A 15,255-nucleotide genomic window follows, 5' to 3' on the forward strand; every position below is an offset into this window, starting at 1 on the left:
GTAAGAAACCAGCGCCGTCACGGCACCGTCGGGGTCGGGGGGAAACAGGTGAGTGAGCGGGAACAGCAGCGGCCGTACTTCTTCTTCAGCTACGCGCGTCGGGACTTCGAGGCGGGGGACGCCTTCGTCGACCAGTTCTTCAACGACCTGAGGGACGAACTCGGGCGCATCCTCGGACCGGCCGTCCAGGCCGACGAACTCGCCTTCCGTGACACCGAGCGGCTGCGCCTGGGCGACGAGTGGGCCGAGAAGCTGGCGCTGATGCTCGGCCGCAGTCGGACCATGGTCGCGCTCTACTCCCCGGCCTACTTCTCCAGCCTGTACTGCGGCAAGGAGTGGACGGCCTTCCGCGGCAGGGTCCGGCGCCACCACGAGGAGACCGCGGAGCTGGTCTCGGCACTGATCCCGGTGCTCTGGGAGCCGGTCGCGCCGGGCGAACTGGTCACCGAGGTCACCAAGATCCAATGGGCCCAGCCGGACATGGGGGACGCCTACGCCCGGCACGGCCTGCGCGCCCTGCTGCGCACCGCCCAGCAGGACGCCTACCGGCAGGTCGTCCGGGTGGTCGCCGGACGGATCCGGGACGCGGCCGTGCGCCGGCTCGCCGAACTGCCCGAGTTCGACCTCGACGCCGTCCGCGGCTACTTCCCCGGACCGGCCGCGCCGGCGCCCGCCACCGAGCCCGGCATGGTGCGGCTGTTCATCGCGGCCGGCCGGGCCTCGGAGGCCGCCGCCGAGGGCGGCTCGTACGCGGGCGGCTGGTACGGGGCCAAGCCCTGGCACTGGGCGCCGTTCTACCCTCCCGCCCAGCCGTCGCTCGCCTCCCGCGCCCAGCAGGTGATCACCAACGCCGGCCACACCACCACGCTGGAGGAGATCGGCGCCGGGCTCGGCGAGAAGCTCGACCAGGCCCGCGAGGACAGCCAGGTCAGCGTGCTGCTGGTGGACCCGTGGGCGGCCGGGAGCGAGCGCTACCGGGCCGCCCTGCGCGAGTACGACGACCAGAACCACCCGGTCACCGGCGTGGTGGTGCCGATCGGCGGCAACGACCCGGACGGGGAGCGCGAAGCGCCGTGGGCGGGCGTGCGCGGAGTGTTCCGCCGCAACTGGTTGCGCCGGCGTGACCCGGAGCAGTTGTTCCGGGTGAAAGTGAGCCGGGAGAGCTTCGACACCGACCTCGCCATCATGGTGACGGTCGCTCAGAACAAGCTCATGGACGACAACTTGGATTGGGGGGACGATGGCGGCGACGCCTTCGGCTTCGGCCCGGGCGGCGGCCCCGACATGCCCGGGCTGACCATCCCGGCCGGCCCGCCCGATCCCTCCGGTCCGCCGCACAGCCCGTCCGCGGGCCGTGGGCCGGCCCCGACACCGAACGACATGCCGGGCCAGCGCCCGGGCAGCCACGACGGCTCTGTCCCGCTGAGGGGAGAAGGACGATGAACACTGAGCCCGGCGCGGAGGCGGGACGCGGCGGACCGGGTTCGGTCGTCACGTTCTACTCGTTCAAGGGCGGCACCGGCCGCACCATGGCGCTCGCCAACGTCGGCTGGATCCTCGCCAGCCGGGGCCTGCGGGTCCTGGTGGTCGACTGGGACCTGGAGGCGCCCGGCCTCCACCGCTACTACCACCCGCTCCTGGTCGACCCCGAACTCCACTCCACCGACGGGCTGATCGACCTGCTGCGCTCCTACGTCAGGCAGGCGCTGCCCTCCGCCACCGGGCCGACCGGCCGACCCCCGGCCGCCTGGCTGGACGAACCCGGGCGGCTCGACGGCTACATCTGCGGCCTCGCCCTCGACCTGCCCGCCGGCGCCCGGCTCGACTTCCTTCCCGCCGGACGGCAGAACGCCGCCTACGCGGCCGCCGTCACCAGCTTCAACTGGCGCAGCTTCTACCACGGCCGGGACATCCGCGGCGGCGAGTTCCTGCGCGAGCTGCGCGAACGCTGGGCCCGCGCCTACGACTACGTGCTCATCGACAGCCGCACCGGCGTCAGCGACACCTCCGGCATCTGCACCGTGCTGATGCCCGACACCGTGGTCGACTGCTTCACCTTCAGCGCCCAGAACATCCGCGGCGGCGTCGACGCCGCCCGGGCCATCGCCGAGGCCGAGGAGCGGGCCATCCGCGTCCTGCCGGTGCCGATGCGGGTCGAGGACGCGGAACAGGAACGCCTCGAAGCCGGCCGGGACTTCGCCCGGGAGGCCTTCGCCCCCTACCTCGGCCGCTGGCTGCCCGGTGACCGCCGGGCCGCCTACTGGGCCGACGTCGAAGTGCCGTACAAGCCGTTCTACGCCTACGAGGAGGTGCCGGCCACCGTCGCCGACCGGCCGCAGGAGGCGCGCAGCCTGCTCAACGCCTTCGAGCGGCTGGCCGAGTGGATCACCGACGGCCGGGTCCGCTCGCTGCGCCCGCTCAGCTCCGAGGCCCGCCGCCGACTGTACGGCGCCTACCTGCGCTCCGCCCGGGCGGTGCCCCGCCAGGTCTTCGTCAGCTACGCGCCCGAGGACCGGATGTGGGCCGAGTGGGCGGCCGCCACCCTCACCCGCTTCGGCTACCAGACCTCCCTGCACAACGCCGCCGATCCGCACGCCGGCCAGCGCCCGCCCGAGGTCGCCGGGCCGCTCGACGGCCAGGGCCGGCTGCTCGCGCTGCTCTCGCCCGAGTACACCGCGCTGCCCCGCGCCGCCGAGGTCTGGCAGCTCCTCCAGGGGCGCGAACTCCCCTCCGGAGCGTCGGCGTTGGTCGCCCTGCGGCTGCAGGACTCGGACGAGCCGGTGCCCCGCCCGTTCGTCGGCCAGGCGGTGCCCGACCTGATCCGCTCCTCCGCGACCGGCGCCGAGGCCCAGCTGTACGGCGAACTCGGCCCGCCGCCCGGCAGCAACCGCCAGTTCGACTCCGACAGCGGCGAGTTCCTGGCCCCGGCGCGGTTCCCCGGCACCGCCCCGCAGGTCCAGGAGGCGCCCTCGCGCAACGCCGCCTTCATCGGTCGCGGCAAGCTGCTCGAACTGCTCCGCAACCGCTTCACCGGCGGACCCGCCGCCGTCCTCAGCCAGGTCCTCTACGGCTTCGGCGGCGCCGGGAAGTCCCAGATCGCCGCCGAGTACGCGCACCGCTTCAAGTCCGCCTACGACGTCATCTGGTGGGTGCCCGCCGAGGAGCCCGCCAACATCCCGCAGAAGCTCGCCGAACTCGCCCCCCGGCTCGGCGTGCCCACCAGCGACGACGTCGCCCACACCGCCGCCGCCGTCCTCGACGCGCTGCGCCGCGGCCACCCGTACCGCCGCTGGCTGCTGGTCTTCGACAACGCCGGCACCCCCGAGGAGCTCGCCCCCTGGCAGCCCGGCGGCTCCTCCGGCGGGCACGTGCTGATCACCTCGCGCAACCAGGGCTGGGCCCGGCACGCCGGCCTGGTCGAGGTCGACGTCTTCCTTCGCGAGGAGAGCATCCGGCTGCTGCGCCGCTTCAACGGCGGCCTCTCCCCGGAGGACGCCGACCAGGTCGCCCACCGCCTCGGCGACCTCCCGCTCGCCGTCGGCCAGGCCGCCGTCTGGCTGCAGGAGACGTCGATGCCGATCGCCACCTACCTCGAACTGCTCGACGGCGAACTCACCGAGATGCTGGAGCGCACCCGGCTGCGCCCCGCCGAGTACCCCCACTCCGCCGCCGCCACCTGGCGCATCTCGGTCGAGGAACTGCGCCGGATGAACGCCCCCGCCGCCCAGATCCTGGAGATCTGCGCCTTCTTCGGCCCGGACGCCATCCCGATGCGGCTGCTCTACAGCCGGGCCGTCACCCGCGCCCTGCGGCTGCCCCCGCGCGCACCCCGCGACAAGCTCGCCATCGGCGAGTTCCTGCGCGCCATCAACCGGTTCGGGCTCGCCCGCACCGACCAGGGCAGCGAGACCATCACCGTGCACCGGCTGGTCCAGGCGGTGCTCCGGGACCAGGTCGAGGAGGGCCGGCGGGCCGAGCTGAGCGGCGTCGTGCACGCGGCCCTGGCCACCGCCAACCCCGGCGACCCGGACATCCCCGCCAACTGGGCCGAGTACGCCGAACTCCTGCCCCACCTCTGGCCGTCCGGCGCGCTCGACAGCTCGGATGAGGACGTCCGGCAGTGGATCATCGACTCGGTCCGCTACCAGTGGAAGCGCAGCCTCCACGAGTCCGGCCGGGAACTCGCCGAACGGACCCTGGAGCACTGGCGCGAGGACGGCTACGGCGGCCCCGGCTTCGACGCCGACAACGACGCCCAGACGCTGATGCTGCGCACCCAGCTGAGCAACATCCGCCGCTCCCAGGGCGCCCTCCAGGAGGCGTACGAGATGGACCGGGACATCCTGGAGCGGTTCACCGCGACCCTGGGCCCGGAGCACTCGCACACCCTCGCCGTCGCCAACAGCCTCGGCGCCGACCTGCGCTTCCTCGGCCGCTACGACGAGGCCCGGGCGCTCGACCGCAGGACCCTCGACGCGGCCCGGCGCACCCTCGGCCCGGACCACCCGCGCACCCTGATGATCACCAACAACCTCGCCGTCTCCGACTACCTGGCCGGCGACCGCCGCGCCGCCCTGGAGCGGCACCGCAGCAACTACCTCCAGCAGCGCGACGCCCTCGGCGCGCACAGCCTGTACGCGCTGTCCTCCGCCTCCAACTACGCCCGCGACCTGCGCGAGACCGGGCGGCTGCGGGAGGCGCTGGACCTGCTGGAGGAGACCGTGCGGATCTACCAGCAGACCATCGGCGACAACCACACCGACACCCTGCGCGCCCGCAAGAACCTCGCCGTGGCGCTGCGCCGGGCCGGCCGCTACCACGAGGCCCTGGAGATCGACGAGGACATCTACCAGCGCTACCTGGACATCAACGGCCCCGAGCACCCGGACACCCTGGCCGCCGCCACCAACCTGGCCAGCGACCTCAACGCGCTCGGCGACACCGACCGGGCCATCCCGCTGGCCGAACGGGCCCTCGCCCGCTACCGCGACTACCTCGGAGAGGACCACCCGGTCACGCTGGCCGGCGCCAACAACCTCTCGGTCTACCTGCGGCTGGCCGGGCGGCTCGCGGAGGCCCGGGAACTGTCCGGGCGCACGCTCGCGCAGTTCCGGACCGTCCTCGGCGCGCACCACCTCTACATCCCGATCGCGATGATGAACCACGCCAACGACCTGGCGGTGGGCGGCGAGATCCCGGCCGCGCTCGCCCTGGAGACGGAGGCGGCGCCGCTGATGACCGAGGCGCTCGGCCCGGACCACTACGACTCCATCGGCATCAACTCCAACCTGTCGCTGAGCCTGGCGGCGGTCGGCGAGGGCGAGCGGGCCGCCGACCTGCGGGCGGACTGCATCCGGCGGGCCCGGGTGACGCTGGGGGAGGAGCACCCGACCACGGTCGCCGTGAAGGCGGGGACGCGGCTGGACTCGGACGTGGAGCCCCCGCACGTGTGACGGGCGGTCAGCGAACCCGCCGGGCGGTGCTAGGTTCACGCGCATGGTGCCGTTCCGGCAGTTCCTGCTGAAGATCCACAGCCGTTGCAACCTGGCCTGCGACTACTGCTACATGTACGAGGGCGCCGACCAGAGCTGGCGCGACCGGCCCCGGCGGATGGACCGGCCGACCGTGCGGCGCACCGCCCGGCGGATCGCCGAGCACGCGGCCGAGCAGGGGCTGGACGAAGTCTCCGTGGTGCTGCACGGCGGCGAGCCGCTGCTCGTCGGACCGGCCCACCTGGACGCGCTGCTGGCCGAGCTGGCCCGGATCGCCGACGCCGGGCCGCGGGTGCGGTTCAGCCTGCAGACCAACGGGCTGCGGCTGCTGGACCAGCCCGCGCTGCTCGACGTGCTGCACCGCCACCGGGTCGGCGTGGCGGTCTCGCTGGACGGCGCCCGGGCCGACCACGACCGGCACCGGCGGCTGCCCTCCGGCGCGGGCAGCTGGGAGCGGACCGCGGCGGCGGTGCGGCTGCTCGGCTCGGACCGGCACCGGGAGCTGTTCGCCGGCCTGCTGTGCGTCGTCGACCTCGCCGCGGACCCGGTCGCCACCTACGAGGCGCTGCTGGAGTTCGCGCCGCCCCGGCTCGACCTGCTACTGCCGCACGCCACCTGGCAGGAGCCGCCGACGGGCGTCCGGCGGCCCGTACCGTGCGCGGTGCCCTCCGGCGCCGATCCCGCGCCGTACGGGGAGTGGCTGATCGCCGCCTTCGACCGCTGGTACGACGCGCCGTACCGGGAGACCGGGGTGCGGCTGTTCGAGGAGCTGTCGGTCCTGCTGCTCGGCGGGCGGGCGGCCAGCGAGGCGGTGGGGCTGGCACCGGTGGACCTGGTGGTGGTCGAGGCGGACGGCACGATCGAGCAGGCCGACAGCCTCAAGGTGGCGTACGACGGCGCCGCCCGGACGGGCCTGGACGTGTGGCGGCACGGCTTCACGGAGGCGGCCGCGCACCCGGCGTTCCGGGCCCGTCAGCGCGGCCTCGCCGGGCTCGGGCCGGTGTGCGCGGCCTGCCCGCTGGTCCGGGTCTGCGGCGGGGGGCTCTACGCCCACCGCTGGGCGGGGGACGGCTTCGCCCACCCGTCCGTGTACTGCGCGGACATGGACCGGCTGATCCGGCACATCGCGGGCAGGCTGCGGGCCGGGGTGGCGGAGCTGGCCGGGGCCGGGCAGCGGCGGTAGGGCGTGCCTGAGGGGGCCGGCGGGTGCCTCGGGGCCGGGCCCCGCGGGCGGTGCTCACCCGTCCGGGTCATGCGCGGGTCGGGACCGGCTGAGTCGGCGCCGCGCGGGGAGACTGCGGGCGGACCGGACGGCCGGTCCGGCTGTTCGGGGCCCTCAGGGCGATCAGGTCCTCAGGGCGTTCGGCCGCCTTCAGGCGTTCAGGCTTTCGGGAGAGGACGGACCGGTGACGGGTACGGGCGAGGCGGTGGCGGCCGGGGTGCCGGGCGCGCGGGGTAGCGGCGGGGACGGGCTGCCCCGGCACGTCCTGGACCGGGCGACGTTCCGGGCGATCGCGGGCGCGCGCGGCGGACCGGAGGCCGTCCGGCTGCTGCGTGCCGGGCAGTTGAGCAAGCGGGCCCTGCTGCTGGTGGCGATGCGCCGGGTGGCTCCCCGGGACGAGGGCTTCCGGGAGGCGTACGACGAGCTGTGCGCGCTCCAGCGGAGCGACCGGGCGCGCTGGGAAGAGGTGCTGCTGCGACCGGAGTTGGACGCCTGGGCGGCCGACTGCCTGCGGGCGCTGTCGCTCGGCCCGGCGGCACCGCCGGACGGGCCGGACGGGCCGGCCGGGCTGGGCGGGTTCCTGCGGGCGGGCGTGGGGCCGGTGCTCGACCTGGAGTGCGACGGGCTGCGCTGGACGCCGGTGGTCGACCACCTCGGGCCGCGCCGGGTGGACTACGGCCGGCCTCCGGCCGGGCCGCTGTCCACAGCGGAACTTCGCGGCTGGGAGGAGCAGTTGGCGGCCGCCTGGGAGATCCTGGTGCGCCGCCACCGCGGGCACGCGGCGGCGGTGGCGGCCTGCGTCGCCGCCGTGGTGCCGCTGCACCCCGCCCCCGGCGGCGAGGCGGTCAGTTCCGCGGCCCGCCGGGCGTACGGGGCGGTGGCGACCTCGCTGCCGGGCGATCCGGTGCTGCTGGCGCTGGCTCTGGTGCACGAGTTCCTGCACGTCCAACTCGGCGCCCTGCTGGACCTGGTGCCGCTGCACCGGCCGAACGGCCCGGCGGTCCACCACGCCCCGTGGCGGCCCGATCTGCGCCCGGCCGGTGCGCTGCTCCAGGGAACGTACGCACACCTGGGGGTGGCGTCCTTCTGGTGTGCCGAGGCGGCTGCGGGGGTGAGTGAACGGGAGCGCGCGGAAGAGGAGTTCGCCCGCTGGCGGGCGCACACCCTGACGGCGGCCGGGACTTTGCTGGAATGCGGTGAACTCACGGACAACGGAAGGGAGTTCACCGAGGAACTGGCACGTTCTGTCCGTGCGCTGGGTGGCTGAGGCGGCTCGCCCGGCCCTTCGGACATCCGCAGGCCGGGCGTCGGCACGGCGATTTCGGGAGCGGTTTTGCTCCTGTGGCGCGCCCTTCGGGAGAACCGGCCGAGGGGCTCGAACGCCTGCTCCGGCCACCGCGCTTCGGCGTGCGCCATGGCGAAGTGCGCGACCGCTGAACGGGTGAATTCTGGGCCCTTCACGCGCCGTGGTATGGCGTCGGTCGGCTGGGCGGACCAACTTGGGGAGACAAGGTGCCGCGCGGAGTCCCTGCGGGCACTACATTGGTCGCAACCGGGTGGCCTACCCGCACTCGGCAGGTCCTAACCGCGCCTAAGGAAACGAATATGACTCCGGTAACCAGCACCAGGCCGGCCGGCAACCTCACTGACACTCAGGAGACGCCGGAACGCCCCTCCCTCGCCGAGCTCGCCGCCCTGGGTGCGGAGGAACTCGCCTCCCACCTGCAGCGCGCCCTCCCCGGCGCGGAATCCGGCCGTGTTCCGGTAGCGGCCTTCAACTCCTCGATCTGAAACCGGACCGGAACACCGAAACGGACCCAGGCCGAGCTGAACCCGCCACATCCATGATGACGCGAATTCCGGTGCCACTGACGCAATTCGTGGTCAAGATGCACAGCCGGTGCGACCTCGCCTGCGACCACTGCTACGTCTACGAGCACGCGGACAGCAGCTGGCGCTCCCGCCCCAAGGTCATCGGGGACGGGATCCTGGCCAAGGCCGCCGAGCGGATCGGCGAGCACGCGGTCGCCCATCGGCTGTCCACCGTCCGGGTCGTCCTGCACGGGGGAGAACCCCTGCTCGCCGGCCCGGGCCGGTTGCGCCGCGCCGCCGAGGCGCTGCGGTCGGCGCTGCCGCCCGAGTGCGCACTCGACCTGCGCATCCACACCAACGGCGTGCTGCTCAGCCGCGCCTTCTGCGCCCTGTTCGCGGAGCTGGACGTCAAGGTCGGCATCTCGCTGGACGGCGACCGGGCCGCCAACGACCGGCACCGGCGGTTCGCCGACGGGCGGAGCAGCCATCCGCAGGTGCTGCGGGCGGTGGGGCTGCTGAACGAGCCCGAGTACCGGCACCTGTTCGCCGGGTTGCTGTGCACCGTCGACATCGAGAACGACCCGGTGGCCGTGTACCGTGCGCTGGCCGAACTCCGGCCGCCGACAGTGGACCTCCTGCTGCCGCACGCCACCTGGGAGGCTCCGCCGAAGCGGCTCCCGGCGGGCGGGGAGGCGCCGTACGCGGACTGGCTGCTGACCGTCCACGGGCTGTGGGAGGCGGACGGACGGCCGTTCGCCGTGCGGACCTTCGAATCCGTGCACAGGACGCTGCGGGGGCTGTCCAGCCTGACCGAGTCGCTGGGGCTGGAACCCTCGGACCTGGCCGTGCTGGAGACGGACGGGACGTTCGAGCAGGCGGACAGCCTGAAGACCGCCTACGACGGGGCGCCCGTCACCGGGATGAACGTTTTCGCGCACAGCCTCGACGACCTCGCCCGCCACCCCGGGATCGCCGCCCGGCAGTCCGGCCTGGCCGGACTGAGCGCGGCCTGCCGGGCCTGTCCGGTGGTGCGCTCCTGCGGGGGCGGACTGTACGCCCACCGCTACCGGGCGGACACTGGCTTCGACAATCCCTCCGTCTACTGCGGTGACCTCATGACTCTCATCAACGGCATTGCGGGGGCAGGTGGTTCGGCTGCGGCTGCGGCTCCGACCGCTGAGCCGGCCGCTGCTCCGGCTCGGGGCGGGGAAGCGCTGCTGCCGGCGGCGCTCGCTCCGGCCCAACTCGACGAACTGGCCCGGGGGTACGGGAGCGCCGCCACCGTCGCCGCCCTCGGGAACTCCCAACTGGCCCTGACCCGGGCCATGCTGGCCGCCGCCTGGGACGCCTCCGGGCAGGGCCGGGCGGAGGCCTGGGAGCTGCTGTCCGAGCTCGACGGGGCGGCGGCCCCGGCCGTGGACGCGGTGCTGGCGCACCCGTACGCCCGGGCCTGGGCCGCGCGGCGGCTGGCCGGGGACCTGGCGGTCGGACTCGGGCCGCTGGCCGCGCTGGCCGCCGCGGCGGCGGTGCGGGCCGGGCGGGGCGACGCGGTCGCGGTGCCGGTGCGGGGCGGGTGGCTGCACCTGCCGACGCTGGGGCGGGTCGCGGTGCCGGACGGGGAGGCGGTGGTCACCGGGCGGGCGGACGGCTTCGAGGTGCGGGCCGCCGACGGCTCGGTGCGCACGGCGCTGGACCAGCCGCTGCGGCGGGTCCGGCTGGCCGGGGGCTGGACGGTCGCACTGGAGGACCTCGACCCGCTGCGGGACAGCCACGACCACCCGGTGGCCGAGCGGCTGCCGGAGGCCGAACTGCTCAACTGGACGGGCGCGTTGCGGGAGGCCTGGGAGCTGCTCGGGCGCGACCTGCCCGGCTACGCGGAGGGCATCCGGGCCGGGCTCGGGACGGTGACCCCGCTGCGGCCGGGCCCGGCGGGCCGGGACGTCAGCTCGGCGGCACGGCAGGCGTACGGGGCGGTCGGCATCGCCCGGCCCGCGACGGCGCCGACCCTGGCGCTGCTGCTCGCGCACGAGTTCCAGCACGTGAAGCTGGGGGCGGTGCTCGATCTTCACGACCTCTACGACCGGGCCGACGACCGGCTGTACTTCGCCCCCTGGCGGCCCGATCCGCGCCCGCTGGAGGGCCTGTTGCAGGGCACGTACGCGCACCTCGCGGTGACCGAGTACTGGGGCACCCGGACGGTCGCGTACGACGGCCTCGCGGGGGAGGCCGCCGAACGGGCGCGGGCGCAGTTCGGGCTCTGGCGGCGGTACACGGCGGAGGCGGTCGAGCGGCTGGCCGGGTCGGGGGCGCTGACCGGGCTCGGGGCGCGGTTCGCCGAGGGGATGCGGGAGAGCGTCGAGCCGTGGCTCGCGGTGCCGCTGCCGGCGGCGGCGGAGCGGGACGCCGAGCGGGCGCGGCGGGAACGCGACGAGCGCAGCCGCCTGCGGTCGGTCGAGGCCTGATTTCGGGAGGAGTTCCGGTGCTCTCCACTGCTGCGCTCGTCGAAGGGTTCACCCGGCTCGGCGTCCGGCCGGGCATGGTGCTGCACGTCCAGGCTTCGCTGCGGGCGCTCGGGCCGGTCGAGGGCGGGGCGGGGGGCGTGGTCGACGCCCTGTGTGAAGTGCTGGGGCCGGACGGCACGTTGGTGGCGTACACCGCGACGCCCGAGAACTCCGCGACGTCGCGGATCCACCAGGAGGCCGTCGCCGGTCTCTCCCCGGCGGAGGTCGAGGCCCACCGGGCACGGATGCCGCGGTTCGACCCGGCGGCCACCCCGGCCTCCCCGACCATGGGGGCGCTGTCGGAGGCCGTCCGCACCCGGCCCGGCGCCCTGCGCAGCGGCCATCCGCAGACCTCCTGGACGGCCCTCGGCGCCCGGGCGGAGGAGATCACGGCCGGCCACCCGCTCACCTCCCACCTGGGCCCGGAGTCCCCGCTCGGGCGGCTCTACGAACTCGACGCCCGGGTGCTGATGCTCGGCGTCGGAATGGCCCGCTTCACGGCCTTCCACCTCGCCGACCTGCGCCAGCCCGGTGTGCGGCTGCGCGAGTACCGGTGCGTCGGCGCGGACGGCTGGACGGCCTTCCGGGCGCCCGACCTGGACGACCTGCACTTCGCCGAGCTGGGGGACCGGGTGCTCGGTGCGGCGGCCGGGATCTCCGGTGCACGGATCGGTACGGCCGACTGCAGGCTCGTACCGGTCCGGGAGGCGGTCGACCTCGCCGACGGGTTCCTGCGGGCCCTGGCATAGCGTTCATTCTCAATCCATTGCAATGAATGCGCTCGGTGCCGTTGCATTCCCGGCAGGGCTGTTGCAATGAATTTGCGCTACTCACCTGCAATGACGCTGTTTTGATGCCTCCTTGGCGTTGCCTGGATGGCGAACGCAACGTAGCGTTTCCTTCATCAGAAAGCGGCGGGCCGAAGGGGCCGACGCCGTGGAAGAGAAGGAGCGCACGATGCAGAAGTTCGCCACCCCCACCCCGGTCTCGGTCGTCCTGGACATCCCCGCCGGCCGCATCCGGTTCATCGCCGCGGACCGTACCGACACCGTGGTCGAGGTCCGGCCCGCCGACGCCACCAAGAGCCGTGACGTGAAGGCCGCCGAGCGGATCGAGGTCCGGTACGCCGACGGCGTGCTGCGGATCCAGGCTCCGGAGGCGGAGAACCGGCTCCTCGGCAACTCCGGCACCGCCGAGGTGACCGTCCAACTGCCGGTCGGCTCCCGGGTCGAGGCCAAGGCCGCGCTCGGCGAGTTCCGGGGCGTCGGCCGCCTCGGCGACGTCACCCTCCGGGCCGCGCAGGGCACCGTCAAGCTCGACGAGACCGCCGGCGCCCACCTCACCCTCCAGGCCGGGGACATCGCCGTCGGCCGGCTCGGCGGCCCCGCCGAGATCCGCACCCAGAAGGGCGACCTCCAGATCGCCGAAGCCGTCGGCGGCGACGTCACCCTGCGCACCGAGTACGGGCAGATCGCCGTCGGCGCCGCCCGCGGGATCTCCGCCGCCCTCGACGCCGGCACCGGCCACGGGCGGATCCACAACGCCCTGAGGAACGCCGACGGCACCCCCGGGCTGACCATCCACGCCACCACCGGCTACGGCGACATCACCGCCCGCAGCCTCTGAACCGAACCTCCGACGGAAGGAAGAAGGACCGACCATGAGCGAGAACACCACCCAGGACCGCCCCGACCTGCAGAAGGCCGTCCAGGACGTCGTGGACGTCGGCTTCGCCGGGATACAGATGCGGGTGTACGACGAGAGCGGGGAGTGGGCCGGCAGCGCCGGGGTGCACAAGCTGGGTGGGAGCGCGAAGCCCTCCACCGAAGGGCAGTTCTGGATCGGCAGCACCACCAAGACCTTCGTCGCGACGCTGGTGCTGCACCTGGTCGCCGACGGTGCGATCGGGCTGGACTCCCCAGTGGCCGAGCACCTGCCCCGGTTCGGCCTGGACGAGCGGATCACCGTACGGATGCTGCTCCAGCACACCAGCGGCCTCTACAACTGCACCGGTGAGTTGGACGCCGACGGGACGTTCGTGCCCGGGCTGCCGTCGGTCGGCAAGGCGTGGGTGGAGAACCGGTTCCACAACTACCGACCGGACGAGCTGGTGCGGTTCGCGCTGACGAAGCCGGCGCGGTTCGAGCCCGGCACCGACCAGAGCTACTCCAACACCAACTACACGCTGGCCGCGCTGCTGGTCGAGGCGCTCAGCGGCCGCTCGTACGCCGAGGAGATGCAGCGGCGGATCCTGCGGCCGCTCGGACTGCGGGACACCGTGGTGCCGGGCGACTCGCCGGACATCCCCGGCCCGCACGCCCACGGCTACTACCGCTACCAGGACGGCGAGGAGTGGAAGGTCGTGGACGTCTCCCGGCAGAACTCCTCGCTGCTGACCGGCTCCGGGGACATGATCTCCACCACCCGCGACCTGCACGTCTTCTTCGCCGGACTGCTCGGCGGCCGCCTCCTCCCGGCCGCACTGCTGGACGAGATGCGGACACCGCACGGCCCGCTCGGCTACGGACTCGGCCTCTTCGTCCAGGAGTTGGGTCCGGAGAACGGCGACGTCACCATCGTCCACCACAACGGCGGCGCCCCCGGCGGCTACGGCGCACTGATGATCAGCACCCCGGACGGGAGCCGGACCCTCACCGCCGGACTGACCACCGGCGACTCGGACGCGGACCCGGCGAAGGAGTTCCCGAAGGCGCTCAACGGGCTGATCGCGGCGGTGTTCTGCCGCTGACTCCCTCGCCCCGGTCGCTACGGGAAGACGGGGACGCCGTCGGCATCGATCCACGGTTGCCGGCCCGGTTGCCGGCCAACCATCGCCCATACGGCGTGCGCCGCCGCGAACTTCACGTCGCCAGGGCTCGTGTCCACCGGCGAGGTCACGATCTCGACGACGGACACGGACAGCCCGCGGCTCTCCTCGGGAAGCCGTGCCAGCGCGTACCGGACGCCGTCCAGCGCCTCTGCTCGGAACTGCTCGTCACCGACCTGGACGGCACCGACGGTGGGCCCGTAGGACCGAACGCGCCACCCGAACACGTCCGCGCCCACCTGGACAGCGGGCTCGGCCGACGTCTCTCCGCTCACCGTGACCCGGGCGAAACGTGCCCACCGGCTCGTCTGACGGAGCAGCTTGTAGCTTCCTTCCACGCCCGACATCCTTTCCGACGCCCGGACCGCACACGGCTCCCCCCTCGGGACGCTTGCGGGCCGGGCCCCGGCTAGAACGACGCCTTGACCGCTTCGTCCACCCGGCCGACGGCCTCCTGCTGGAACTGCTGGTCGGTGACGGCGGGGCCGCCGTCCGGCCGCTCGGTGCCGAAGAACAGCTCGGTCCGGGTGTACGGATCGTGCGGCGCGGTCGGGGTGCCCGCCGCACCGGCGACGGGGGCGAGAGCCGCACCCGTCATCAGTACGGCGGCGCCGGCGAACAGCCCGGCCCAGGTTCTGGTTTCCATGATGTGGTCAACGGCCGGACCGGCCGGGGGACGCAGTGGTTCAGCCGCCTGGGCGAAGGCTACCGGCGTTGCTGCCACGTGCGCCGGGTGAGCTCGTACTCGACCTCGCCGTGCTCGGACCCGGGGATCGGGTGCGGCCAGTCCCCGGTGAAGTGCCGGAGGAACGAAAGGCCCGACTTCTCCATCACGCGCCGGGAGCGGGTGTTGACGGCCATGGTGTTCGCGGTGACCCGCTCGACCCCCAGATCGGTGAAGCCCTTGTCGATCAGGGCCAGCGAGCCCTCGGTGGCGTAACCCTTGCCCCAGGCCGCCCGGTTCAGCCGGTAGCCGAGCTCGACGACGGCGGGGCTGTGGTCGTCGAGGGGGCGGAACTCGAACCAGCCCAGGAACCGGCCCGTGGCCCTCTCCTCGGCGGCCCAGAAGCCACGGGTGCCGGAGCAGGCGTGGTCGTGGAGGAGACGCGGCAGGATCCGGGTCTCGACGGCCTCCCGGCTGGTCGGCTCACCGCCGTTGATGAAGCGCATGACCTCGGGGTCGTTGTCGAGCGCGTGGAGGTGGTCGGTGTCGCCTGCGGTGAACGGGCGCAGCAGGAGTCGTGCGGTCTGGAGGAAGACGTGCATGGTGGTGATCCTGGCTGCCTCACGAGCGGCGTGCCACCGGATATCCGCGCCCCGGCGACGGGCCGGGGCGCGGGGGAGCGCTCAGGCGACGAAGTGGTCGAACTCGCCGGCCTTGGCGCCGCTGATCCAGGCGTG

The 15,255-nt window shown here is 73.9% G+C and carries 12 protein-coding genes; 9 read left to right on the top strand and 3 right to left on the bottom strand.

What is annotated here, in order from left to right:
* Window positions 1–48 precede the first annotated feature (48 nt).
* From HS99_RS12205 to HS99_RS12245, 9 genes are all read left to right on the top strand, one after another.
* Window positions 49–1,443: a TIR-like protein FxsC gene (locus HS99_RS12205; protein ID WP_050366633.1), complete on the top strand. Its 1,395-nt coding sequence runs from the start codon at window positions 49–51 to the stop codon at window positions 1,441–1,443.
* Window positions 1,440–5,453, top strand: a complete 4,014-nt coding sequence (gene fxsT, locus HS99_RS12210; protein WP_030287112.1) for an FxSxx-COOH system tetratricopeptide repeat protein — start codon at window positions 1,440–1,442, stop codon at window positions 5,451–5,453. The genes HS99_RS12205 and fxsT overlap by 4 nt, the downstream gene beginning before the upstream one ends.
* A 43-nt stretch (window positions 5,454–5,496) precedes the next feature.
* A complete protein-coding gene (locus HS99_RS12215; protein ID WP_043388183.1) occupies window positions 5,497–6,675 on the top strand; it encodes an FxsB family cyclophane-forming radical SAM/SPASM peptide maturase in 1,179 nt (392 codons plus the stop codon).
* A gap of 223 nt (window positions 6,676–6,898) precedes the next feature.
* Entirely contained in the window at window positions 6,899–7,981 is a 1,083-nt protein-coding gene (locus HS99_RS12220; protein ID WP_050366632.1) for an aKG-HExxH-type peptide beta-hydroxylase, read from the top strand.
* 338 nt (window positions 7,982–8,319) lie between these two features.
* Window positions 8,320–8,505 (top strand): FxSxx-COOH cyclophane-containing RiPP peptide, encoded by a 186-nt coding sequence (gene fxsA / locus HS99_RS12225; protein WP_030552672.1) that lies wholly within the window; start codon window positions 8,320–8,322, stop codon window positions 8,503–8,505.
* 56 nt (window positions 8,506–8,561) lie between these two features.
* The gene (locus tag HS99_RS12230; RefSeq protein WP_051835523.1) at window positions 8,562–10,988 is read left to right on the top strand and encodes an FxsB family cyclophane-forming radical SAM/SPASM peptide maturase; all 2,427 of its coding nucleotides are present in this window, start codon (window positions 8,562–8,564) and stop codon (window positions 10,986–10,988) included.
* Window positions 10,989–11,005: 17 nt separating this feature from the next.
* Window positions 11,006–11,776, top strand: coding sequence for an AAC(3) family N-acetyltransferase (locus HS99_RS12235; protein WP_030552675.1), 771 nt, complete (start codon window positions 11,006–11,008; stop codon window positions 11,774–11,776).
* Between the two features lie 208 nt (window positions 11,777–11,984).
* Window positions 11,985–12,653: a DUF4097 family beta strand repeat-containing protein gene (locus HS99_RS12240; RefSeq protein WP_030552677.1), complete on the top strand. Its 669-nt coding sequence runs from the start codon at window positions 11,985–11,987 to the stop codon at window positions 12,651–12,653.
* 34 nt (window positions 12,654–12,687) lie between these two features.
* Window positions 12,688–13,776 carry a serine hydrolase domain-containing protein gene (locus HS99_RS12245; protein ID WP_030552679.1) on the top strand — a complete coding sequence of 363 codons (1,089 nt, stop codon included), beginning with the start codon at window positions 12,688–12,690 and terminating at the stop codon, window positions 13,774–13,776.
* Between the two features lie 17 nt (window positions 13,777–13,793).
* Here the strand turns inward: HS99_RS12245 and HS99_RS12250 are convergent, their stop codons facing one another.
* From HS99_RS12250 to HS99_RS12260, 3 genes are all read right to left on the bottom strand, one after another.
* Complete coding sequence (locus HS99_RS12250; protein WP_050366630.1) at window positions 13,794–14,192, bottom strand: hypothetical protein; 399 nt, start codon at window positions 14,190–14,192, stop codon at window positions 13,794–13,796.
* Between the two features lie 71 nt (window positions 14,193–14,263).
* Entirely contained in the window at window positions 14,264–14,500 is a 237-nt protein-coding gene (locus tag HS99_RS46505) for a hypothetical protein (RefSeq protein WP_050366629.1), read from the bottom strand.
* A gap of 59 nt (window positions 14,501–14,559) precedes the next feature.
* Window positions 14,560–15,120, bottom strand: a complete 561-nt coding sequence (locus HS99_RS12260) for a GNAT family N-acetyltransferase (RefSeq protein ID WP_030287131.1) — start codon at window positions 15,118–15,120, stop codon at window positions 14,560–14,562.
* Window positions 15,121–15,255 lie beyond the last annotated feature (135 nt).

The organism is Kitasatospora aureofaciens (assembly GCF_001188955.3).
Taxonomy (GTDB): Bacteria; Actinomycetota; Actinomycetes; order Streptomycetales; family Streptomycetaceae; genus Kitasatospora; species Kitasatospora aureofaciens.

Bases quoted from the DNA above. Each gene is read 5' to 3' on its own strand.
- HS99_RS12230 (WP_051835523.1), top strand. From the start codon at position 8,562: ATGACGCGAATTCCGGTGCCACTGACGCAATTCGTGGTCAAGATGCAC.
- HS99_RS46505 (WP_050366629.1), bottom strand. From the start codon at position 14,500: ATGGAAACCAGAACCTGGGCCGGGCTGTTCGCCGGCGCCGCCGTACTG.
- HS99_RS12260 (WP_030287131.1), bottom strand. From the start codon at position 15,120: ATGCACGTCTTCCTCCAGACCGCACGACTCCTGCTGCGCCCGTTCACC.
- fxsA (WP_030552672.1), top strand. From the start codon at position 8,320: ATGACTCCGGTAACCAGCACCAGGCCGGCCGGCAACCTCACTGACACT.
- HS99_RS12245 (WP_030552679.1), top strand. From the start codon at position 12,688: ATGAGCGAGAACACCACCCAGGACCGCCCCGACCTGCAGAAGGCCGTC.
- HS99_RS12240 (WP_030552677.1), top strand. From the start codon at position 11,985: ATGCAGAAGTTCGCCACCCCCACCCCGGTCTCGGTCGTCCTGGACATC.
- fxsT (WP_030287112.1), top strand. From the start codon at position 1,440: ATGAACACTGAGCCCGGCGCGGAGGCGGGACGCGGCGGACCGGGTTCG.
- HS99_RS12215 (WP_043388183.1), top strand. From the start codon at position 5,497: ATGGTGCCGTTCCGGCAGTTCCTGCTGAAGATCCACAGCCGTTGCAAC.